Below are 22266 nucleotides of genomic sequence, written 5' to 3'. Positions count from 1 at the left end.
GTAGATATTCTCCTTATGTTATTTGGTGGTACTTTTAATATAACGAATATCTGCGTCTTTTAGAAGACACAAAGATAGGGTTGATGACATTTTAATTTTTGTCATCAACCCTATTTATTGTAGAACCTTTTTTATTAGTATATCTTGCATTGGCCTTTTAGAATGCTTACAATTAGGTTATATGTTTTTCAAAGAAAGGTGATTACCGTGTCAGAACTTATACAGATTAATAATCTAACAATTAAAACCAATACGCAAACAATCATAAGTAACTTATCATTTGACGTTCAACCCAACGAAATTCTTACGATTAATGGCCCTTCTGGGAGCGGTAAAAGTACCGTACTCAAATACCTTGCGCAATTACAAAGCCCTGCCTTAACAACGTCAGGTGACTATCTATTCAAAGGTGAGAATGCCGAGGACATTGACCCCATTGAATTACGTCAAAATGTCTCTTATTATTTCCAATCGCCAACCTTATTTGGTGAGACGGTGCGAGATAACTTACAGTTTAGTTATGATATTCGCGATATGGACTTTGATGAAGAGCTTGCGAAAGATTTACTTTCACATGTTCAATTACCGAAGTCGTATTTGGATAAAGACATTACAACTTTATCTGGTGGAGAGAAACAACGTGTGGCTTTAATTCGTAACGTTCAATTCCGCCCTGATATTCTCTTACTGGATGAAATTACAAGTGCGTTAGATTCAGATACTCGAAAAATCATCTGGGAATGGTTAAATCAATACCGTAAGGAAAACAATGTGACAGTGATTATAGTCAGCCACATTAAAAAAGAACAACAATTAGCTGACCGATTTATCACCTTAGATAAGATAGGCTTCGATGAAAGTGAGGATAATCATGAACCAGCTTAATGTAACCCCAACTTCTTTAGTTTTATCATTTATTTTAGTCATTATTGCGATTATCATTTCATACCGAAAAAAATTAAAACTTGAAAAAGAGTTAATTATTGCGATTGTCCGCATGATTGTTCAACTCGTTGTGGTTGGGTTCCTATTACAAGGAATTTTCCAAGTTAATAACACATTTGTAACACTAGCGATGATGCTAGTCATGATATTGAATGCTAGCTGGAATGCGGGACAACGTGGTAAAGGGCTGAAAAACGCTTTTATCAATTCTTTAATTGCGATTTTAACCACAGCGACGATTACGATTAGTGTGCTTGTACTTTCAGGTAGTTTAGAATTCACACCCTCTCAACTTATTCCAATTACTGGGATGATTATCGGGGGCTCAATGAGTTCGATTGGTTTAGCCTTCTCTACCCTATCACAGACGTTTACAGACCAAGCACAAGCCGTTCAAGAAAAACTGGCTCTTGGTGCGACACCTTATCAAGCTTCCCAATCGATTCTAAAAGCAACAATGAGTCGGGGGTTACAACCAACGATTGATAATACGAAGACGGTAGGAATAGTGACTTTACCAGGGATGATGGCTGGTTTGATGTTTGCGGGAATTGATCCTGCTAAAGCCATTCTTTATCAAATTATGGTTATGTTTATGATGCTAGCCTCTGCGGCAATTTCTACTTATATCGCGACTTACTTAACGTATCGTTCATTCTTTAGTGACCGAAACCAATTACGTACAAATCGATTAAAAGATAAATAAAAAAATGAGTTAGTGAGAAAATCTCACTAACTCATTTTTTGTTATGACAATTCAGATGTATCGTCGTCTGCTTCTTCCTTGATTTCTTCTTCAGCTAATACAGTGATGTCTTCATTGACTATAGGTTCTTCTGTGGGTTCAGTTGTTTCTGCGACTTCTATTTCAGGTTCTGGTTCAACTTTTTTCGAATCACCAATCGTAACTTGCGCTAACTCTTCTTTTGTTTTCTTCATTTCATCTTGCATGAATACTGTTCCTAAACTAATTAAGACTGGTAATAGGATAAATAGTGTCGCATTTTCAAAGAATTTTTGCCAGTACAATGACGTGAAATCAAAAGCATTCTGAAACGCAGCAGTTTGGGCATTCATTGCTGATTCCGCAATCACTTCGCTATTCATTGCTAATTGCTCAAGCGCTAAAGATGTTGCTGCAAAGTTAATCTCTCTAGCTGTTTGAAAGTAAGCTGTGATGAAAGCGAAGATTGCTCCAATGAGTACGATAAAGATATACCCCTTATAATTGCGTCCATTTTCTCCCACTTCGCTACCAGATTGTTGATTAAACCAAACTGTAAAGCGATTCCATAAGTTAAATTGGTTGATGAGTAAGATAACTAATATTACTATCACTACAATTTCAAAGACCATTTATTTTCCTCCTCAATTTTTTAATCTCTTTCGTTCCATTATACCGATGTTATTAGTTAAAAGTAAAATGAAATTGATTGTATCGAGTATTTTTATAGATGATCCTCTGTCCATTCTTTTAATACAACAGCATTATTATTGTCCTTATCCTTAGCTGCATATAACAAAGTTACAGGACCATCATCTAATTTTTCTTTGACCAAAGCTAGCCAAGAATTTTTCTCATCATGATTGTTCAACTCTTCTTCATATTTTTCTTTGAACCATGAGAATTTACCCTCTTCATGATCAAAGTCTTTACGTACGTCTGATGAAGGGGCCATGTCTTTAAACCACTCATCATGATGTAAGTCTTCTTTCTTAATGCCTCTCGGCCATTGACGGTCCACTAGTATGCGGTAACCATCTTGGTCTTTAGCATCATCATAAGCTCTTTTAATATGTATTTTCGCCATAATATAATCCTCCTTAAGTTGTTTAAAGCTGTATATAATTAGCTTAGCGCTAACTTAAAGTAAAGTCACGAGATACGCAAATGGTGGTCGGCACTTTAGTCCCTCACTTCCATGCAAAAAAGCTCAACAATCATGGTCATAAACCACAACGGTTGAGCTGTTCTGCTATTAACTATTTAAATTATTCAGAGTCACGACTTTTTGATGCGATATCTTTCTCAAGGTATTCAACAAACTCGTCGTAAGTCATTGTTTGAGAATCTTTAGAGCTGTATGGACGGATATTCACTGTGCCGTCTTCCACCTCTTGGTCTCCAATAACGATTTGGTATGGTACTTTAGACGTTTGAGCTTCACGAATCTTGTAACCTAATTTTTCGTTACGTAAGTCCATCTCAACGCGGTAACCTTTCGCTCTTAAATCATGGTAAAGTTCTTCAATACGGTCACCATGCGCATCATTACTTACAGGTAATAATACTGCTTGAACAGGCGCTAACCATGTTGGGAATGCCCCTTTATACTCTTCGATTAAGTAAGCAACGAAACGTTCCATTGTTGATACAACCCCACGGTGAATAACTACTGGACGGTGAGTATTATGTCCATCTTCACCGACATAGGTTAATTCAAAGCGTTCTGGTAATAAGAAGTCTAATTGAACCGTAGACATTGTTTCTTCAAGACCAATGGCCGTCTTGAATTGTACGTCTAATTTAGGTCCGTAGAAGGCTGCTTCACCAATCGCTTCAAAGTATTCTAGACCTAATTCGTCCATCGCTTCTTTTAACATTGCTTCTGCTTTTTCCCACATTTGATCGTCATCAAAGTATTTCTCTTTATCTTCTGGATCGCGGTAGCTTAAGCGGAAGCGGTAATCTGTAATATTAAAGTCGTTGTATACATCTTCAATTAATTTCAGTACGCGTTTGAATTCTTCTTTAATTTGGTCAGGACGTACAAAGATATGCGCGTCGTTCAATGTCATCTCACGTACACGTTGTAATCCTGATAAGGCACCTGATTTTTCGTAACGGTGCATCATACCTAATTCCGCAATACGGATTGGTAATTCACGGTAAGAGTGGATGTCGTTTTTGTAAATTAACATGTGATGTGGACAGTTCATTGGACGTAGGGCTAGCATTTCGCCGTCACCCATATCCATTAATGGGAACATGTCATCTTTATAGTGATCCCAGTGACCAGAAGTTTTATATAAATCTGATTTAGCCATGATTGGTGTATACACATGTTCATAACCTAAGTTAATTTCTTTATCCATAATGTAACGTTCAATGGTACGACGGATTGTTGCCCCGTTTGGTAACCAGAATGGGAGACCTTGCCCTGCTTCTTGATTAATCATGAAGATACCGAGTTCTTTACCTAACTTACGGTGGTCACGTTCTCTTGCTTCTTCACGTACACGTAAGAATTCATCTAATTCATCTTGTTTGAAGAATGCAGTACCGTAAACACGTTGCATCATAGTGTTATCTGAATTCCCTCTCCAGTATGCACCAGCCAGTGATAATAATTTAACCATTTTAATCTTACCTGTTGAAGGCATGTGTCCCCCGCGACATAAGTCAACAAATTCACCTTGTTGGTAAACCGAAATTTCTTCATCTTCCGGAAGTTCTTTAATTAATTCTTGTTTGAAAGTATCATCTTTGAAGATTTCTAAGGCTTCTTCTCTAGAAACGACGCGACCAACAATGTCGTGGTTTTCTGAGATAATTTTCTTCATTTCTTTTTCAATCTTAGGTAAGTCTTCTTCAGTGATTGGATCGTCTTTATAAGTATCGTAGTAGAATCCTGATTCAATCGCTGGTCCTACGCCAAATTGAATCCCTGGGTATAAACGAGTTAACGCATGTGCTAATAGATGCGCTGATGAGTGACGCATTAATTCTAAAGCTTCAGGGCTTTTGTTTGTGATAACTTCAATCGCACCATCTTTAGTAATCGGTGTATGGTAATCAATAATTTCCCCATCTAGTTTTCCTGCTAAGGCTGCTTTTTTAAGTGATTTACTAATTGAATCAGCAACATCAGCAATTGTAATACCTGCGTCAAATTCTTTTACATTTCCATCTGGAAACGTTAATTTAATTTTGTCCATGACCATTCTCCTCTTTTTTTAAAATATACAAAAAAATCCCCTTGACTGAGCGTATACTCAATCAATGGGACGTGAAATTTAATACGTGGTTCCACCCAATTTTTTCCGTAGAGACACTAAATGAGTGTTCTATGAACTTCGTTCAAGCTTAACGGGCGTCTGCGTCTACTCCTAATATCGAAACCGAGTTCAGAGTAAAAGTATATGAAGGGGTCTTATATAAAGCAATGTAGGATGTCGCACCAAATCATCCCTCTCTGAAAGCATTGAGTTTACAAAGTTGTCTTCATGTAAAGTCGTTTATTCATTTAAGGGCTTTTCACTTCCTAATGGCAGCAAAAGCTATATCATATTTATATCATGACTTTTATTGAATTACAAGTCCTATTTTCGCTTACCAAACTGAGAAAGCGTCACCAAGCCAGCACCTGTAATAAAAATACCCAGAAGCATTGGAAAGGCCAATTGTGTTTGTCCTTCTCTAAAATAATAGATGAATAAGACGATTACTTGAATGGCTAAGGCGATTCCAAAATAAATCATGAGTAGTCGCTTTTGTTTGAGTTCTTCTTCAGGATTACGGTTCAAATCATCCCTCCTTATCTATTTATATGTCTTAAGTTCTCTCCTGTAAGGGAGACTTCTTTTGCTAGGAAACGAATTCTTTCCATAATTCGCTTGGCTTTAATTGTTTCGTTACCACCATCTCTTGAGTGAGCTAAGTGGCTTTCGATCTCTTTTAAGTTAAAGTTCGACGAGAAGAATGTAGGTAATGACTCCTTCATACGGTATTCAAGAATGGTCGTCAATACTTCATCACGTACCCAAACGGTATTGGCTTCAGCTCCGATGTCATCAATAATTAGGATATCGACCGACTTCACATCTGTTAACACTTGTTGTGTTGAGTTATCCACAAAGGTTGATTTAATCTCCGTTGTAAAAGTTGGATAATGCATCATCGTCACACTTTTATTCAACTTCACCAGTGCATTGGCTAACGCACCCAGTAAATAAGTCTTCCCTACACCGAATTCCCCAGAAATGTATAAGCCTTGAGCACGATGTGGGTTCTTCTTGTACTCATCTAAAAAGCTGATCACTTCGGCTAAAAGTTGCTTACGCGACTCTGTATTGGCATAATACTCAGTCAAGGTTGCTTCTCTAACATCCGCAGACATCATTCGGTTGTCTAGTAAACTTCTTTGTTGCTGCTTCTCTTTGTTGTCATAGTAGGCCTTCGTTGGTACATATGACACATCGATGTAATTATAATTCAAGAACAAAACTGGTTTAAAACCAGGGTTTTGTCCTTGTTCTCCTTTTCTTAATAGATCCATTTCCCGTGCGAATTCATTCAATTTAGAAAGCGAATTTTCAATTATTTCTTGAGAAATGGCCTCTTCATGCTGGTTCACAAACGCTTTGACATCGGGATGATTTAAGACATAATCGACGGTCGCTTTATAATCTGCTTGAAACTTTGGATCTCTCGTAAAGCGAGTCAGTATTTGATTAATTTTTTGCACTATGAATCACCTTCTTCCCCTATTAACTCATTCAGACGCTTACGCATCTCATCTTCACTATATTGCGGTTGAGATGCAGTTTGAGGAGTCTCTTGTTGTTGCTCGGACTGTTCCTTATCCTTCATCCAAGATGGAATAATCTCTTGATGCTGGGATTGTCCACGTTTCTTGTAATTCGAACGGTTTTCTCTTTGCTTCTGTTCGATTTCTTTCTTCTTGCGTTGTTCTTTCACATATTGCATCGCCTTAGGGATATTCGTTAATTCCTCTTGTTCCCATTCACTCGCTACACGTTGCAATTCGCCTTTATAAATATTCGGTCTGTCGTTAATCACTAAAAGATAGTAGATTAAAAAGTTCACAACATGTTCGCTTAAACGTGTTTTTTCTGCTAAATCTCTAATATAAAAATGCTCTGAATCGGTTGCGAAAGTTTTTTTGGCTTGCTTCATCTTATTCAAGAATGCATTACTCGGCATTTGTTCACACGAAATCACCAATTGAACCGCTTCTGGCGCTAATTCAGGATGTTGCGCTTTTAATTGTTGTCTGCGGTCTTCTACTTCTTCTTTCGAATACATTCGAGACGTTCGGTTCGACTTCGTCCTTGGCTCAAGTTGGTCTTGTTGCAAATTCGATTGCCAATTCGATTCAGCTTTTTTATTTTGTCTTTGAGCAATTTTCTTCAAGTCATTTAAATTTACATTTCCGGTAGTTTTATCCATAGCTAAGTATACTAGATTAGCTAACTCGCTTTCTGTATTGCCGTAAATATCATGGATCGCATAAATCTGTTTTTTCAATTCTTCAGATAATTCTGAATGGTTTATTCCTTCAGAAATTAAATAAGAAATAAAACGACTATATTCTAAACCAGGTGCATAATTATGCACTTTATCTGGTTGTTCGTCAATAACTTTTGTAGCAGCTTCATTGACTTGAATAGGATATAACGCCTTTTGAAAGGTGGACGTCTCCTCAGCATAACGATCCTCATCAATCGCTTCTACAGTTAAAAGTGTTGTTAACTCTTCGTAGTCTTTCTCGCCCAATTGATTTAATAAAGCTGTACTTAATAAAGCATCTTGGAAAAAGGCTTGATTGAGTAGGGGCAACTTTAAATCATAGAGAATTGTTTGATGTACGGGATTCGAATTTGATTTCATATCGCGATATGTTCGCATTAAACCGACAGCCTCGAGTTTTATCCGTGCTTCGTTCAATTCTTTAATACCAATGTTCAAGTGAAGTAGTAAAATTTGATGACGTAATGATCTGCGACTATCCAAGTGAACAGTTGTTGGCATTGACATTAGCGTTAAGTATAGACCCATACTTTCTGGACCGATAATTGGTTGATATAAATGAGTTAAACTTTCTAGATAATTAGCTGAAATATCTGCTTGCCCTTTTAAAACAAAGGGTTGAAGCGGATTAATGGTTAGGCTCATCTTGATCTTGACCTTCCTCAATCTGTGATCCATGCTTACCTGCCATAGATTCTAATTCTTTCATGAAACTCTCACGCGATTGGAATTCACGGTAGACACTCGCAAAGCGAATGTAGGCAACCTCATCCAATTCCATAAGAAGAGGCATGACGTATTCCCCAATACGGCTTGTCTCGATCTCTTGGTCAGCGTCATCTCGAATGGACTCTTCCACTTGATTCACAAGTTCATTCATCTGCTCCACCGCAATCGGCCGTTTTTCCGCACTTCGAACAATGCCTCGCATTAATTTATCTCGATTAAATTCTTCACGCGTACCATCGCGTTTTACTACTAGTAATGGTGATTGCTCGATTCGCTCATGAGTATTGAAACGAAAGCCACATTGTAAACATTCTCTTCTTCGACGAATGGATTGACCCTCTTCTGCCGGACGTGAGTCAATCACTTTGGATGACTGACCCTGACATTTAGGACATTGCATTGAACATACCTCCTTAAGTAATTACTTGTTATTCTCTGCTTTTAATAGTTGATCGATTTGTTTATGAGTCTCTTCAGGTGTGTTTGAATTATCAATCACGATTTCGCTCCATTTGGCCTTATCTTGAATCGATATTTGATTGCTAATAAGTTGGCGTGCATCTTCTTCACTCATTAGATTCCGCTTCATTAAGCGTTCTAATTGAATGTCTGAGGAGACGTATACAAGCCAGACAGCATCCGTTGGAATATCTATATCCACTTCATAATACAAAGGAATATCCACAAAGATCAGTGAATGACCTTCTTCTTTATATGCCGCCATTCTCTCTTTGGATTCTTTAGAAATTATCGGATGTAAAATCTGATTGAGTTTCTCTTTACTCGCTGCGTCATTAAACACAATATTGCTTAAAGCTTTTCTGTTTAACGTTCCATCTTCTTGGATAATACCTTCACCGAAATTTTCTTTCAGACGCTCTAAGCCGATAGTGCCCTTTTCAACCACAATACGACTAATAATATCTGTATCAATCACTGGATACCCTTGCTGAATTAAGTACTTTGAAACCGTGGATTTACCAGTAGCGATACTTCCTGTTATAGCAATAGTTTTCATGCGTTTATCTCCTGTTATAATCTTTGGCAAACGGGACAAAAGTGCGTCCCTCTTTGGGCTAAGCGGATTTTCTCAATGGGACTTTGACACCGGACACAAGGCTCTCCGGTCTTACCATATACTTTTAATTCGTTCTGATAGCGTCCTGCTTCTCCAACAGTATTGCGGTAACTTCGAATCGTTGATCCACCAAGTTCCACTGCCTTACTCATTATATTAATTATAGCATGATACAAGGTATTGATTTGTTTATCTGATAGTTGGAATCCGGCTGTTTGTGGATGAATCTGCGCTTCGAATAGGACTTCATCCACATAAATATTTCCTAAGCCAGTTACTATCTTTTGTGATAACAAAGCCGATTTGATAGGTTGCTTTGACTTCTCTAATTGATCTTTGAAGTCCTCTAAATGAAACTCTGCTTCCGTTGGTTCTGGACCAATCTTTCGTTCGGCAAAGAATGCTTCAATTAAATATTTTGGAACATACTCCATTCTACCAAATTTCCGTACATCATTATAATGTAATTGGCTCTTGTCATGAAATTCAATGATGACATGCGTATGTTTGTCTTTTGTTAACGGTACTTCCTCTTCAGGAAAATAAAAATACTTCCCTTCCATCCGCAAATGAGACACTAAATAACTTTCGGGGAAACGGAATAATAAGTATTTACCTCGTCTGTCCACCGATAATATGGTCTCATCAATTAATGGTTGAAGAACATTTGGATTCTCTTCAAATTGAACAACAATCCGCTTCCAAAAGACGTTAATATTTTTAATTTTTTTACCTTTGACTAATTTGTCTAAACCTTTTCGATTTACTTCAACTTCCGGTAACTCGGGCATGCAAGCACCTCTTTCTACATATGATAATTATAACAAAATTTCTATATACTTTGGACATAAAATACCGAATAATATTAAAATACCCAAATGCTTTCACATTTGGGAGTACTTAAGTAATTTCAGTCTTTTATGAGCAAATTAACCTTCCAATTCATAGTTTCTTAACGCAAATTTTTCAATCTGTTTTAGGATAAAGTTGCACGCAATACATAATAAAACCGTCAAAATCATCCCCCAAAGAATTTGAACCATGTCTTGTGTTCTTAAACCTGAGAAGAGAATCGTTCCCAAGCCTCCAGCATTAATTGTCGCACCTATGGTCGCAATTCCGATACTCGAAGTCATGGCAAGTCGAATCCCACTAAAGATTGCCTTAGAAGAAAGTGGCAGGTAGATTCGAAAGAATAATTCTTTATCTGTCATTCCCATCCCGATAGCTGCTTCCACAATCATAGGGTCAATTTCTTGTATTCCTGTACTAAAGGTCCGCAGCAAAATATATTCACAGTACAATGTGAGGACAATCATAGCCGTATCTGCGCCTAAGCCTGTCACAGGAATTAATAGCGCAAACAAAGCATAACTTGGAACGGAATATAAAGCAGAGAAAAAGTAAGTCAGTCGCTTTAACCATCTTTGGTTATGAATTAAAGTGTAGATAATCACGCCAGCAATCGCAATGGCGATGAGTAATGAGATGGTCACAAGTTGCAGATGTGTTACTGTCGCATCAATAAGACGGTCACTATATCGAACTAAGTAATCGATCATATTAACTCACTCCATAATGATTCTTCTTCGCGAACCGTATCTAATAAACTATTCACGAATGCACCTTTTGGATTTTTTATAATATTTTGAGGTGTATCGTATTGTTCAATGCGTCCTTTATCCATAATCATTACTCGATCGCCGAGTAAGAAGGCTTCATTGATGTCATGTGTAACGAATAGGAATGTTTTACTGTCTAATTCTGCATGGATTGCTTTAATTTGTGACTGCAATTCTTTACGGGTAATCGCATCAACAGAACCAAAAGGCTCGTCTAACAACATAATTTGAGGATTGGCTGCGAGTGCACGTGCCACGCCAATACGCAGTTGTTGACCACCGGATAATTGCTTAGGATATCGGTGTGCATATTCGGTATACGGCAATTGAATTAAAGCCATTAGTTCAGTTACGCGTTCTTTAATCTTTTCTGGTTCCCAGCCAAGTAATTCTGGCACGGTAGCAATATTCTTTTCAATCGTAATGTGTGGGAAAAGTCCAATTTGTTGAACAACATAGCCGATTTGTCGGCGCAATTCGATTAAATCATACTCTTTAATTTCTTTATCATTGATTTCAATTTGACCACTGTTTGGTTCGATCAAGCGGTTGACCATTTTTAAAGTCGTTGTCTTACCTGACCCAGATGAGCCAAGAATCGTTATGAATTGACCTTCTTCAATATTAAATGACAAATCTTTGATGATTTCTTTGTCACCAAAAGATTTGTTGATGTTTCTGAATTTTATCTTAGTCTTAGCCATGGTTCTCCCCCACTTTCTCTATTAATAAATCCATTAAAGCCATACTTAATAGTGATAATAATGCCACTGTTCCCCCACCGATGACTAATAAATCCATTCGGTAAAGTCCAAGCCCAGTAAAGATTAACGTTCCCAGCCCTCCGGCTCCGATATAGGTTGCTAAAGTTGCACTGGCAATAATTTCAACTAAGGCTAGTTTAATTCCATTTAAAATGTAAGGCGCTGCAAGTGGAATTTCAATCCGGTTACGTAATTGTTTCTGGTTCATTCCAATGCCCCGAGCCACTTCTATAGTGATCGCTGGAATTTCATTAAAGCCAAGAATCGTATTCATAATAATTGGCGGAATGGCCAGAAAAGTTAACGCAATCAGTGCCGGTAATTCTCCCACCCCTATGATTGGTATTAAGATGAATAACACCGCTAGACTCGGTATAATACGCAGTAATTGCGAAGACGTTGTTAAGACCTCACCTACCTTCTTATTTCGGTAACTAAAATAACCTAAGGGTATGCCGATACATATCGCAATAATTAAGGCTATTAGACTTAGTTTAATATGTTGGACCAAATATCCGGTGAACTCACTAGCGTCTGTTTGAAAGTATTCAATGATTTGTTTAAGCAAGCAATTCCCTCCAATTCTAATTTGTTGTCGCATCTTCTGTATAGTTTACAGGATTTAGACACTTTTCCCAAAATACTTGTTTCCAATAAAAATACGCAAGTAGAGAGCTTTCTTCTACTCGCGTAAAATTTGTGTGCTTGGTTTATTGAATCGAATGATAGTATTCTTCCGCAACTTCCATATAGTCTCGCCCCTCAATATCAACGCTAGCATTCAGAGCAACAACGGTTTGTGTATCTAGTGTTGCGTTAATGTCATTAATAATAGTTTCAATATCAGGGTTCGCTTCGAGTACATCTTGGCGAACAATCGGCACTAAATTATAGGGTGGCCAGAAGTTTTGGTCATCTTCTAACACTTTATACATATCAGTATTCGATAATTGCCCTTCAGTCGTGTAAGCAGGTGTCGCATCTGCTTCATCACTACTTAAGACTTGATATTTTAAGCTATTATCATAGACAGTGATTGATTCAAAATTGAATTCACCGTAGACTTCCTCAAGTCCTTCTAAGCCGTCTTCTCGTTCTTCGAACTCACCTTGAGACGCAAAGCGAATGTTTTCAGCATTTGCTTGTAAATCACTGATTGTATCAATACCGTATTCTTCAGAAGCAGCGGTTGTAATTGCGATACCTTGTGAATCGTTCGCTGGCGCATATTCAAGTGTCGTTAACTCGCCACCTTCTTCGTAAGCATTACGAATTGTTTCAGCAACACTATCAGGATCTGTATCCATCGGTAAGTTGAAGATACTTAATAAGGCTGTCCCAGTATATTCTGGATACAAATCAATTTCTGCATTTTCAATGGCTTGTGGAATCACTGAACTTGCGATACTTGGTACGCGCTCGACTGAGTAACCATTCTCTTCTAAAGCTAAGGCGTAAATTTCACTCACGATCAGACTTTCAGTGAAGTCTTTTGATCCAATTTTTATGTTGTCACCTGAAGCGCCGGAAGAACAACCGACAAGAACTAAGCTGACTAAGACGAGTAAGATCATTATATTTTTTGCTTTTTTCATACTTCGACTCCTTTTATGAAATTAGGTGATTGGCGTTGAAATTTTCGCCACTTTCACCGTAGAGACTGTGATCAATTTCAATAAACAGTAATTTAATTATAGGATAATCCTAGCTATCAAGCAATTGATTGAACTTCAGGCGAAATTATTATAGATTGCTCTCGTTAATCGCCACATCAGAAACACTTTTTTTATTCTTCCTGTTAACACTGGGAAAAACACCAAAAAAAGACCCTCACCCTATTAAGAGTAAGAGTCTAGTATTCAATATTATAGTTCGTACCAATTAATCCCTTGGTTATAGTCAACTTCTAAAGGTACGTCTAAATTTGCAGCGTGTTCCATAATTTCTGGTACGAGCTCACTTAAGCGTTCCATCTCCTCTGCAGGTGCTTCTAAGATTAACTCATCATGCACTTGTAGTAAGATTCTTGCTTGAAGTCCTTCATCGTCAATGGCTTTTTGTAGACGAATCATCGCAATTTTCAAGATATCTGCTGCTGTTCCTTGTATTGGCGAGTTCATCGCTGTGCGTTCTGCAAATGAACGGATATTGAAGTTACTTGCCTTAATGTCAGGTAAGTATCGACGGCGATGGAATAATGTGCTGACGTAGCCATCTTCTCGAGCTTTTTCAACAATGTCAGCCATAAATTTTTGAACACCTGGGTACATTTCAAAGTAACGTTCAATGAATTCTTTTGCTTCAGGTCTTGGAATATTTAAGTTTTGTGATAATCCGTAATCACTAATTCCATATACAATTCCGAAGTTTACAGCTTTAGCTTGGCGACGTAAGTTACTATCAACATCTGACGTCGATTCTAAATTGAATACACGTCTTGCAGTAGCCGAGTGAATATCTTCACCCGCAATAAAGTCATTCGTCATATGTTCTTCTTTACTGATATGCGCAAGTACACGGAGTTCAATTTGCGAATAGTCGGCACCAAATAATTGCCAACCTTCTTCTGAAGGAATGAAGGCTTGACGAATTTTACGGCCTTCTTCTAAACGTACCGGAATATTTTGTAAGTTTGGATCCGCACTACTTAAACGACCCGTTTGCGTTAAAGTTTGGACGAATTTCGTATGGATCTTCCCATCTTCTTTAATATATCCTGGTAGGCCAGCTAAGTAAGTTCCTTGAAGTTTACTGATAGAACGGTAATCAAGAATTTCTTGAATAATGGGATGCTTATCTAACAGTTTTTCAAGAACGTTGGCAGCTGTACTGTAGCCTGTTTTAGTCTTTTTAATGACTGGTAAGCCCATCTTATCGAATAGAATTTCACCTAACTGTTTTGGTGAATTCACGTTAAATTCTTCACCCGCATATTCGTGAATACGAGCTTCCATTTGTTTTAATCGTTCGATTAATTCTTCGTTCTTCTCTTCTAATGTTGCGCCGTCTACTTTAATTCCGGCAATTTCCATTCGAGCTAGAACACGTGCCACTGGCACTTCGATGTCTTCGTATAGATCATCCATCTCTAAATCAACTAGACGAGTACGTAATGGCTCTACTAACGCATCCAATGCTATGGCTTTACTTGCGACATGGTTTACGGTTACCTCTGTGTCTTCTGCTAATTTTCGCTTAGCACCTTTTCCGTAAACCATCTCGTCTAACTCAACATTCACTGGTACTTCTAGCGCTCTGACGACATTCGCAATCTCGTCCATATGATTCGCTTCAACGAGGTAAGCCGCAATTAAAGTATCAAATATGATTCCTTTTAATTGAATCCCATAATGACTTGTTAAGACTTCATCTCGTTTTGAGTCGAATAAAATTTTATCAACTGACTCATCTTCTAGCCAAGCTTTGAAATTCGTTTCATTTAAAGCGACAGATGCCTCAGCAACATAAACCGTATTCGCAACTTGATCATACCAAGAAACATATAAAACATCATCAAAATGATAATTGTCCCCAATAGTTTCAAAGTATACTGCTGTTTGTTTAGGTAAAATATCTTCTGTGATTGCATCTACAAACTGTACGTCGTATTCAAGTTGTGGTTCGTCCGATTCAATCGCTGTGATATCGACATCTGACGTCGCTTGAAGTTCAGTCAAGAAACTATTAAATTCCATTTGACGGTAAAATTCAACGAGCTCTTCAATATTCTTCCCTTCATAAGTGATGTCGTCAATCCCGATTTCAATTGGCGCTTCCAATAAGATTTCAGCTAATTCTCTACTCATGAACGCTTCTTCTTTTTCATTGGTTAAGTTTTCTTTCATCTTAGATGGTTTTAACTCATCAAGACGCTCATACAATTCTTCGACAGAATGATATTCTTTGATTAATTTAATGGCCGTCTTCTCACCGATGCGTGTGACACCTGGGTAATTATCCGATGGGTCTCCCATTAGACCTTTTAACTCAATAAACTGCTTTGGCGTCACTCCGTATGTTTCCATCACTGTCTCTGGCGTATAAGCTTCTAATTGGCTCACACCTTTGCGGGTAATATACACCGTGACGTTGTCTGTGGCGAGTTGAATTAAGTCTTTATCTCCAGAAATAACAATAACTTCATCATGCGAATCTGCTTGATGCGATAGTGTTCCAATCACATCATCCGCTTCATAATGCAAGATATCATAGTGTTTCATTCCGTATGCATCTAATAAGACTTTAAGATAAGGCATTTGTTCTTTGAATTCACTTGGCGTTTTTTGTCGCCCGCCTTTATACTCTTTAAACATATCCGTTCTGAATGTCACTTCACTTTTGTCAAATGCGACTAATATGTGTGTCGGTTGAAATTGTTCCATGACACTGTCTAACATTCGATGAAAACTATAAAGTGCATTCGTGTGTAGACCTGATTTGTTCTTAAAACGGTCTAAATCTAAGATTGAATAAAAAGCTCGAAAGGCAAGACTACTTCCGTCAATTAACATAATTTTACGTTGACTCATTGAATATTCCTCCATCTTTAATTATTAAGCACAAACAGCCAACGAATTCTAACTCGTTGGCCGCTTGTTGTTTCTATTCTATAATCGGTTCGGGCTTAAGTTAGCATATGCTTTCTCAAATTGACGAGAAAGTTCATCAATGTCTCCTGCGCCCATGAACAGGAATACTGCATCTTTATAACCCATTAATGGTGATAAGTGATCCGTTGAGATGATTTCAACATTTTGATGGATTAATTTCGCAAGGTCTTCAATGGTTACTTCCCCGTTCGCTTCACGCGCTGAGTTAAATATCTCTACAAGATACACTTTATCCGCTAAAGAAAGCGACTCTGCAAACTCATTCAACATCGCCACCGTTCTAGAGAACGTATGGGGTTGGAAGATTGCGACAATTTCACGATTTGGGTAGCGTTGTTTTGCTGCATCAATGGTTGCAGCGATCTCAGATGGATGATGTGCATAGTCATCAATGATTGTTAAATCTTGAATTTGACGTGCTGAGAAACGACGTTTCACGCCAGCAAAAGTTGCGATATGTTCTTTAATATCTTCTGCTCTAAAGCCTTCTAAATAAAGCACTGTAATGACTGATAAAGCATTTAAGATATTGTGCTCACCAAAGACTGGAATCGCAAATCTTCCGAATACTTCCCCGTCAATGACAACGTCGAATTCAGACCCTTCAACAGTTCGGTCGATATTTTTTGCATGTACTTGTGATTCTTCAGTCAGTCCATAGTAATAAATAGGCACCTCTGCCTTTAATTCCGATAAATATTCGTCATCCCCACAAGCAATAATTGCTTTATTCGCTTGATTAGAGAACGTTTGAATCGCTTCAAATACATCCTCAATTGAGCGGTAGTAATCTGGATGATCAAAATCAACGTTAGTAACAATAGTATAATCCGGTTTGTAAGCTAAGAAATGACGGCGGTATTCACATGCTTCTAGTGCAAAGTATGTCGCTGTCTCATCCCCAAATCCAGTTCCATCACCAATTAAATAACTTGTCGGTGCAAGGTTTTTCAATGTGTGTGATAGTAAGCCAGTTGTTGATGTCTTACCGTGTGAACCTGTCACTGCAATGCTTGTATAGTTCTGAATTAAACCACCAATAAAGTCATGGTAACGATAAATTTCTAAGCCTAATTCTCTGGCTCTAACTAATTCTGGATGATCATCATTAAATGCATTCCCAGCAATAATTGTTAAATCCTCGGTAATATTGTCAGCATCAAATTCTAAAATCGTAATATTTTGGTTTTCTAATTCTTGTTGTGTAAAGAAATATTTCCCTACATCACTTCCTTGAACTTCAAAGTCTTCGCCATGAAGAATCAGTGCTAAAGCACTCATTCCAGACCCTTTTATTCCAACAAAATGATATTTATGTTCTTTATTAATCATATTCATATATTTTATTGCCTCCTAGTCCTCAAACAATAAAAAGTTGTTTTTAGATTTTTGCAATCTTTTAGCTAGTAATCTTGTATTCTCGTCTACTTGTCGGTTGCTTAATTTTGGTTTCTTATATGGTTTTGGTAATTCAGTCGCTTTGAAAGGTCGCTCTTCAAATGAATTGTCTTCAATTTGTTCTTCTTCATCTTGAACTTCATGAGTATTTGCCACTTGTTTCTTAAATGAAGGTTCGTAATTGGACCTCAGAGACGGTTTAGTTGCATCCCAGTTACTGACTACCATCGATGTTTCATCATCATTTAATTGAGTTTCTTCTAAGCTCTGTTGCGTATTTAACGATGTCGTCTGTTTATTTTGCTTCTTCAAAAAAGGAATCTCATAATGTTCCAGTCCACTTTGTTGAGTTGTCTGTTTTGGTTCACGAAGTGAGTCCTCTTTTGTTTCTTTCGCTTCAACCAGCTGATTATCTTTGGGTTGTTGCTTTTTCTTTTGTTGATTCAGATAGGCTGGTTCAAACTTAGATTTACCAGAATCCATTCCTTGAGTTGGATGAGCGAAGCGTCTTTTATCTGACTGACCACTTCGGTTGTTAAATGCGGGTCCTTCGTATTTTTTCATTATTACACATCCTTGACTACTAGTTTAATCAACTTTTATTACTTGTATGAAGCGACAACTTCTTCAAGGCTCATTCCTGGCTCAAAAGAATCTTTCAACTCCCAAATACCTGGTAAATCTTCGATATCAGATAAACCTAATTCACGGGTTGAACAAATCATACCAGAACTCTCAACACCACGTAATTCACCTGGCCAAATAATCATACCATTAGGCATTGTAGCGCCTGGGCGAGCCACGAGGACATTCATATCTTCAGCAATATTATCTGCTCCACAAACAATTTGTAAAACTTCTCCGCCGACATTTGTTTGTGTCACTGATAAATGGTCGCTATCCTCGTGTTTTTTACATGATTCAACGTATCCTACTACGAATTTAGGTTTTGAGTCAACCTCTACTTCAATGTCAAATCCCGCTTCTTTAATCTTGTCATTAACTTGAGACACTTGCTCTTCAGTTAAATCAACATTCCCATGACCATTTGGTTTAAATGTTTCAGAAATATTAAATAAATTAATTGACATAACTTCGTTATCTTGAGTACTATCTCTCACGATTGTTACACCATTATTTGATTCTGTTGATAAATGATTCTCGTCTGCTTTCCCGCGAGTTAACATTAAGACATCTCCAACACCTTGTTCATTGTAAAATGCAATCCACATAATTATTATATCCTTTCTTTCAGCCGATATTAAGTATTTTGAACTAACGTTTCGTAAGTCGTACGATCAAATGTTGTGACTACAGCTTCTAACATTGCTTGTGCAGCTTCATAGTCAGAAATTCTAAAGAGTGATTGATGACCATGAATATATCTCGCTGGCACACCAATAACTCCACTGATGACACCATCATTCATCGTGTGAGCAGCACCTGCGTCTGTTCCACCTTTTGAGAAGAAATATTGATACGGAATATTGTTTGTCTCTGCCGTATCTAATAAATATTCACGTAAACCTTTGTGAGTAATCATTCCTGGATCTTGAACGCGTAGTAAGAAGCCTTCGCCTAAGCGACCTTGAACATCTTTCTTACCTTCAGCATCAGCAGCTGGTGAGCAATCAACCGCTAAGAATAAATCTGGTTGATAACGGTGAACTGCTCCACGAATACCACGTAAGCCCACTTCCTCTTGAACAGATGCGCCCATAATTAATTCTGAATTAAGTGATTGACCTTGGATTTTTTCTAATGTATCTAAGATTACAGCACTCCCGTAACGGTTATCCCAAGCTTTACTAATGATTGATTCGTTATTCGCTGTACGAATTGTCTCTACATCAGGGACTAAGCTATCGCCTGGACGTACGCCATAAGACATCGCTTCTTCTTTGGAAGTAAAACCAGCATCAAATAAAATATCTGATGGTTTTAATGATTGTGCTTTGCTTCCGCGTAATAAGTGAGGAGCCACTGCACTTGAGACACAAGGATAGTTTCCTTGTTTTGTTTGTAAAGTAAAACGTTGTGCCGATACAGCGTACACATTCCAGCCACCGATCGGTGTCACTTTGAATGTTCCGTTATCGTTAATTTGGCTTACCATGAAACCAACTTCATCCATATGAGCTGCAACCATTAATTTAGGTGCATCTTCTGTTGATGATTTTTTAATTCCAAAGATATTTCCTAAGCCACTTATCTCAACTTCGTCAACAAGTGGTGTTAATTTCTCTTTGAGGTAAGCTCTTACTTCGCCCTCATTACCGGAAATCCCTTGTAATTCAGTTAATTCTTTAATTCGTTTAAATTGATTATCATTAATAGTCATGCAGTTAAACTGCCTCCTTCTAATATAATTTATCTGTAAACAATCCCTCTAATTGTTGCATAAATCGCGTCAAATTGCAATTTATAAGTAGTTATTATTACACTGAAAATTCTCTCATCAAACCAGTCATTATACACATTTTATATAATGGTTTCCAAGGTTTTCTTTAGCCATGAAACAGACAACGTGTTAAACTAGTTTAAGAATCTAAAATTAGGAGTGAAAGTACATGAGTGAAAATAACCAAAACTACAATTATGATAATAACGGTCTCTTAGGTGGACTACTTTTAGCAACCGGTGTCCTCATCGGAGCAGCAACGACCTTACTAATTAAAGAAAACCGTCCTAAAAAAGCAGGCCTTGTCTTAGAAACTGCAAAAAACCGCCTCGGACAAAATGGAAACGTCGTTGGCTCATGGATCGACTACGATTCAATTGAATATGATTTATTTGAAGACAAGCCCCTTGTTTACATTGGTGGCGTAACTGTTGAGAATGCTGAAGGTCGTTTACAATATCAATTCGCAAGTGATATTTATACGGGTGAACTTATCGATTATTATTTAATTAATCAAAATAACTAAAAAAAGATTGACCCAAATTCTTATCATGGTAAAATATTTGATATTGTGATTTTTTTAAGTTAGTTTTTGGGGGGAGGCAGAAAAATCTATGTATGACCAACAAGGCGATTGGGAACTTCACCCAATTGCAGGTGCATCTGGTGATGCTTATATGGGCGTAAAATCAGACGAGAAAGTATTCTTTAAACGAAATACTTCTCCATTTATCGCAGCATTATCTGCTGAAGGCATTGCCCCCAAATTAATGTGGACGCAAAGAACTTTCTCCGGTGATACATTTACTGCCCAGGAATGGAAAGATGGACGTCTATTAAAGAAAGAAGATATGGGTTCAAAAGAAGTCATTGAATTAATCCGTCAAATACATGGCTCAGATAATTTATTACTCATGCTCAAACGAATGGGCGAGCGTAATTTTTATCCTTTGGATTTTATTAATCAATATTTTGTGGATTTGTCACCTACGCTTGCTTCGAATCATTTCTTAAACGAAGTCATTCGACATATGGAAGATGCCATTGATAATGATTTTTATGATGTGCGCCGGACAGTATGCCACGGAGATTTAAATCATAATAACTTTTTGAAGAGCCATGATGACCATCTCTATCTCGTTGATTGGGAAAGTGTTAAAGTAGCTGATCCTTTAAGTGATATTACAATGTTACTTGTACATTATTTTTCCCCCAGTGAATGGATGGCTTGGTTTGAGTTATATAACTACCCTATTAACAATTCTTTCTACAAACGCGTTCGTTGGTATAGTATGATGAATTGCCTTTATTTAATTAAGCAATATTATCTTGAAGGCCGTCAACACAAAACCAATGAATACATTATTTTACTTAAAACTATCTATGAAGATTCAACCAATTAAGGAGCAATTAAATTATGCGTTTACGTAACAAACCTTGGGCACAAGACAAATTAAATGAATATCCGCAATACGTACCAGCTGACCCAGCTGAGTACAAAGGTAAGTGGCAGTCTCGCTTTGAAAAAGAGCAACCTATCCATATTGAAGTTGGATCCGGAAAAGGACAATTCATTATCAATATGGCAAAAGCCCATCCAGAAATAAATTATATCGCCGTTGAAATCCAAACAAGTGTGATTGTATCAATCTTGGAAAAACAAATTGAAGAAGCTCTACCTAATGTTCAAATCTTACATGGGGACGGCAGTGATTTAAGCGAGTATTTCGCACCTGCTGAAATCAGCTTACTTTACTTAAACTTCAGTGATCCATGGCCAAAAACACGTCACGCTAAAAGACGTCTCACTTCACCAATATTTTTAAAACAATATGAAGGCATCTTACCAGAAAACGGAGAAGTTCATTTCAAGACGGATAACCAAGGTCTATTTGAACACTCGCTTGAAAGTATGTCTGAATATGGTATGTACTTTAAGCAAGTTTGGCTTGATTTACACAAGTCAGATTTCGAAGGTAACGTCATGACAGAATATGAAGAAAAATTCTCATCTAGAGGTAATCGCATTTATCGCCTAGAAGCTGTTTTTCGCAGTAATAAGTAAAAGCGAAAAAGCCTAACCAAATTTTGTTTGGTTAGGTTTTTTTAGCGATTATTTATTGTGGGGATGGAACTCAAGACAAATGAGGTTGCGGTGTGGCTTGAGTTGAGGTTACTTGAGACGAATGGGATTGTCGTTTGGCTTGAGTTGAAGCAACTTGAGACAAATAGGATGGTGGTTTGGCTTGAGTTGAAGTAAATTGAGACGAATGGGATGGTGGTTTGGCTTGAGTTGAGGCAACTTGAGACGAATGGGATGTCAAGTCCATAATCTTGTGTAAAAGTCTCAATGTAGTTATATCATCTGGTCATCATGCACATTACACTTGTAAGAATGTCCGAGCGTTATTTTCCCAATTTTCGTGGAAATCAATTAATATCGAA

The 22266-nt window shown here is 37.6% G+C and carries 24 protein-coding genes; 6 read left to right on the top strand and 18 right to left on the bottom strand.

From position 1 onward, the window contains the following. The first annotated feature begins 207 nt into the window (after positions 1-207). Both ACEN3Z_RS08460 and ACEN3Z_RS08455 read left to right on the top strand, forming a co-directional pair. On the top strand, positions 208-885 hold the full coding sequence (locus ACEN3Z_RS08460) for an ATP-binding cassette domain-containing protein (protein ID WP_407090515.1): 678 nt from the start codon (positions 208-210) through the stop codon (positions 883-885). Beyond that, entirely contained in the window at positions 872-1651 is a 780-nt protein-coding gene (locus tag ACEN3Z_RS08455; RefSeq protein ID WP_407090514.1) for an ABC transporter permease, read from the top strand. Before ACEN3Z_RS08460 ends, ACEN3Z_RS08455 begins: the two co-directional genes overlap by 14 nt. A gap of 41 nt (positions 1652-1692) precedes the next feature. On the opposite strand, the gene ACEN3Z_RS08450 is transcribed toward ACEN3Z_RS08455, so the two are convergent. The 18 genes from ACEN3Z_RS08450 to pepA all read right to left on the bottom strand — a co-directional run bounded on the left by ACEN3Z_RS08450 (position 1693) and on the right by pepA (position 19755). Further along, positions 1693-2301: a hypothetical protein gene (locus ACEN3Z_RS08450; RefSeq protein WP_407090513.1), complete on the bottom strand. Its 609-nt coding sequence runs from the start codon at positions 2299-2301 to the stop codon at positions 1693-1695. A 92-nt stretch (positions 2302-2393) separates the two neighbouring features. Further along, positions 2394-2756: a DUF488 domain-containing protein gene (locus ACEN3Z_RS08445; RefSeq protein ID WP_407090512.1), complete on the bottom strand. Its 363-nt coding sequence runs from the start codon at positions 2754-2756 to the stop codon at positions 2394-2396. Positions 2757-2937: 181 nt separating this feature from the next. Continuing rightward, complete coding sequence (thrS, locus tag ACEN3Z_RS08440; protein WP_407090511.1) at positions 2938-4884, bottom strand: threonine--tRNA ligase; 1947 nt, start codon at positions 4882-4884, stop codon at positions 2938-2940. Between the two features lie 384 nt (positions 4885-5268). Further along, on the bottom strand, positions 5269-5472 hold the full coding sequence (locus ACEN3Z_RS08435; RefSeq protein ID WP_407090510.1) for a hypothetical protein: 204 nt from the start codon (positions 5470-5472) through the stop codon (positions 5269-5271). Between the two features lie 11 nt (positions 5473-5483). Further along, positions 5484-6413, bottom strand: a complete 930-nt coding sequence (dnaI, locus tag ACEN3Z_RS08430) for a primosomal protein DnaI (RefSeq protein ID WP_407090509.1) — start codon at positions 6411-6413, stop codon at positions 5484-5486. After that, positions 6413-7864 (bottom strand): hypothetical protein, encoded by a 1452-nt coding sequence (locus ACEN3Z_RS08425; RefSeq protein WP_407090508.1) that lies wholly within the window; start codon positions 7862-7864, stop codon positions 6413-6415. Before ACEN3Z_RS08425 ends, dnaI begins: the two co-directional genes overlap by 1 nt. After that, entirely contained in the window at positions 7848-8348 is a 501-nt protein-coding gene (gene nrdR / locus ACEN3Z_RS08420) for a transcriptional regulator NrdR (RefSeq protein ID WP_138404665.1), read from the bottom strand. The genes ACEN3Z_RS08425 and nrdR overlap by 17 nt, the downstream gene beginning before the upstream one ends. A gap of 21 nt (positions 8349-8369) precedes the next feature. After that, a complete protein-coding gene (gene coaE, locus ACEN3Z_RS08415; RefSeq protein WP_407090507.1) occupies positions 8370-8966 on the bottom strand; it encodes a dephospho-CoA kinase in 597 nt (198 codons plus the stop codon). A gap of 14 nt (positions 8967-8980) precedes the next feature. Further along, positions 8981-9817 carry a DNA-formamidopyrimidine glycosylase gene (mutM, locus tag ACEN3Z_RS08410; protein ID WP_407090506.1) on the bottom strand — a complete coding sequence of 279 codons (837 nt, stop codon included), beginning with the start codon at positions 9815-9817 and terminating at the stop codon, positions 8981-8983. A gap of 138 nt (positions 9818-9955) precedes the next feature. Beyond that, a complete protein-coding gene (locus ACEN3Z_RS08405) occupies positions 9956-10588 on the bottom strand; it encodes an ABC transporter permease (RefSeq protein WP_407090505.1) in 633 nt (210 codons plus the stop codon). Beyond that, a complete protein-coding gene (locus ACEN3Z_RS08400; protein WP_407090504.1) occupies positions 10585-11352 on the bottom strand; it encodes an ABC transporter ATP-binding protein in 768 nt (255 codons plus the stop codon). The genes ACEN3Z_RS08405 and ACEN3Z_RS08400 overlap by 4 nt, the downstream gene beginning before the upstream one ends. Beyond that, positions 11345-11980, bottom strand: a complete 636-nt coding sequence (locus tag ACEN3Z_RS08395; protein ID WP_407090503.1) for an ABC transporter permease — start codon at positions 11978-11980, stop codon at positions 11345-11347. The genes ACEN3Z_RS08400 and ACEN3Z_RS08395 overlap by 8 nt, the downstream gene beginning before the upstream one ends. A 142-nt stretch (positions 11981-12122) precedes the next feature. Beyond that, the gene (locus ACEN3Z_RS08390) at positions 12123-13007 is read right to left on the bottom strand and encodes a glycine betaine ABC transporter substrate-binding protein (RefSeq protein WP_407090502.1); all 885 of its coding nucleotides are present in this window, start codon (positions 13005-13007) and stop codon (positions 12123-12125) included. 270 nt (positions 13008-13277) lie between these two features. Beyond that, on the bottom strand, positions 13278-15941 hold the full coding sequence (polA, locus tag ACEN3Z_RS08385) for a DNA polymerase I (RefSeq protein WP_407090501.1): 2664 nt from the start codon (positions 15939-15941) through the stop codon (positions 13278-13280). Positions 15942-16019: 78 nt separating this feature from the next. Then, positions 16020-17354, bottom strand: coding sequence for a UDP-N-acetylmuramate--L-alanine ligase (gene murC, locus ACEN3Z_RS08380; RefSeq protein ID WP_407090516.1), 1335 nt, complete (start codon positions 17352-17354; stop codon positions 16020-16022). A gap of 21 nt (positions 17355-17375) precedes the next feature. Continuing rightward, positions 17376-17984: a hypothetical protein gene (locus tag ACEN3Z_RS08375; protein ID WP_407090500.1), complete on the bottom strand. Its 609-nt coding sequence runs from the start codon at positions 17982-17984 to the stop codon at positions 17376-17378. Positions 17985-18022: 38 nt separating this feature from the next. Beyond that, positions 18023-18652, bottom strand: coding sequence for a YtpR family tRNA-binding protein (gene ytpR, locus ACEN3Z_RS08370; RefSeq protein WP_407090499.1), 630 nt, complete (start codon positions 18650-18652; stop codon positions 18023-18025). A gap of 29 nt (positions 18653-18681) precedes the next feature. Then, entirely contained in the window at positions 18682-19755 is a 1074-nt protein-coding gene (gene pepA / locus ACEN3Z_RS08365; protein WP_338490560.1) for a glutamyl aminopeptidase, read from the bottom strand. Between the two features lie 235 nt (positions 19756-19990). Here pepA and ACEN3Z_RS08360 point away from each other — a divergent pair, with 235 nt between their 5' ends. From ACEN3Z_RS08360 to ACEN3Z_RS08345, 4 genes are all read left to right on the top strand, one after another. Beyond that, a complete protein-coding gene (locus ACEN3Z_RS08360; protein ID WP_407090498.1) occupies positions 19991-20347 on the top strand; it encodes a hypothetical protein in 357 nt (118 codons plus the stop codon). Positions 20348-20435: 88 nt separating this feature from the next. Beyond that, positions 20436-21224 (top strand): phosphotransferase family protein, encoded by a 789-nt coding sequence (locus ACEN3Z_RS08355; protein WP_407090497.1) that lies wholly within the window; start codon positions 20436-20438, stop codon positions 21222-21224. Between the two features lie 14 nt (positions 21225-21238). Beyond that, positions 21239-21886 carry a tRNA (guanosine(46)-N7)-methyltransferase TrmB gene (gene trmB / locus ACEN3Z_RS08350; protein WP_407090496.1) on the top strand — a complete coding sequence of 216 codons (648 nt, stop codon included), beginning with the start codon at positions 21239-21241 and terminating at the stop codon, positions 21884-21886. Positions 21887-21949: 63 nt separating this feature from the next. Beyond that, positions 21950-22081 carry a hypothetical protein gene (locus ACEN3Z_RS08345; RefSeq protein ID WP_407090495.1) on the top strand — a complete coding sequence of 44 codons (132 nt, stop codon included), beginning with the start codon at positions 21950-21952 and terminating at the stop codon, positions 22079-22081. Positions 22082-22266 lie beyond the last annotated feature (185 nt).

The sequence above is a fragment of the Ruoffia sp. FAM 26254 genome, from assembly GCF_045528545.1.
In the GTDB taxonomy this organism is placed as follows: domain Bacteria; phylum Bacillota; class Bacilli; order Lactobacillales; family Aerococcaceae; genus Ruoffia; species Ruoffia halotolerans.
Note: the sequence above shows the minus strand (reverse complement) of the source record. Positions and strands in the feature narration are given on the sequence as shown.

Coding starts and splice junctions, on each gene's coding strand:
- ACEN3Z_RS08455 (WP_407090514.1), top strand. CDS start 872: ATGAACCAGCTTAATGTAACCCCAACTTCTTTAGTTTTATCATTTATT.
- ACEN3Z_RS08450 (WP_407090513.1), bottom strand. CDS start 2,301: ATGGTCTTTGAAATTGTAGTGATAGTAATATTAGTTATCTTACTCATC.
- ACEN3Z_RS08445 (WP_407090512.1), bottom strand. CDS start 2,756: ATGGCGAAAATACATATTAAAAGAGCTTATGATGATGCTAAAGACCAA.
- thrS (WP_407090511.1), bottom strand. CDS start 4,884: ATGGACAAAATTAAATTAACGTTTCCAGATGGAAATGTAAAAGAATTT.
- ACEN3Z_RS08425 (WP_407090508.1), bottom strand. CDS start 7,864: ATGAGCCTAACCATTAATCCGCTTCAACCCTTTGTTTTAAAAGGGCAA.
- nrdR (WP_138404665.1), bottom strand. CDS start 8,348: ATGCAATGTCCTAAATGTCAGGGTCAGTCATCCAAAGTGATTGACTCA.
- coaE (WP_407090507.1), bottom strand. CDS start 8,966: ATGAAAACTATTGCTATAACAGGAAGTATCGCTACTGGTAAATCCACG.
- mutM (WP_407090506.1), bottom strand. CDS start 9,817: ATGCCCGAGTTACCGGAAGTTGAAGTAAATCGAAAAGGTTTAGACAAA.
- ACEN3Z_RS08405 (WP_407090505.1), bottom strand. CDS start 10,588: ATGATCGATTACTTAGTTCGATATAGTGACCGTCTTATTGATGCGACA.
- ACEN3Z_RS08400 (WP_407090504.1), bottom strand. CDS start 11,352: ATGGCTAAGACTAAGATAAAATTCAGAAACATCAACAAATCTTTTGGT.
- ACEN3Z_RS08390 (WP_407090502.1), bottom strand. CDS start 13,007: ATGAAAAAAGCAAAAAATATAATGATCTTACTCGTCTTAGTCAGCTTA.
- polA (WP_407090501.1), bottom strand. CDS start 15,941: ATGAGTCAACGTAAAATTATGTTAATTGACGGAAGTAGTCTTGCCTTT.
- murC (WP_407090516.1), bottom strand. CDS start 17,354: ATGATTAATAAAGAACATAAATATCATTTTGTTGGAATAAAAGGGTCT.
- ACEN3Z_RS08375 (WP_407090500.1), bottom strand. CDS start 17,984: ATGAAAAAATACGAAGGACCCGCATTTAACAACCGAAGTGGTCAGTCA.
- ytpR (WP_407090499.1), bottom strand. CDS start 18,652: ATGTGGATTGCATTTTACAATGAACAAGGTGTTGGAGATGTCTTAATG.
- ACEN3Z_RS08360 (WP_407090498.1), top strand. CDS start 19,991: ATGAGTGAAAATAACCAAAACTACAATTATGATAATAACGGTCTCTTA.
- ACEN3Z_RS08355 (WP_407090497.1), top strand. CDS start 20,436: ATGTATGACCAACAAGGCGATTGGGAACTTCACCCAATTGCAGGTGCA.
- trmB (WP_407090496.1), top strand. CDS start 21,239: ATGCGTTTACGTAACAAACCTTGGGCACAAGACAAATTAAATGAATAT.
- ACEN3Z_RS08345 (WP_407090495.1), top strand. CDS start 21,950: ATGGAACTCAAGACAAATGAGGTTGCGGTGTGGCTTGAGTTGAGGTTA.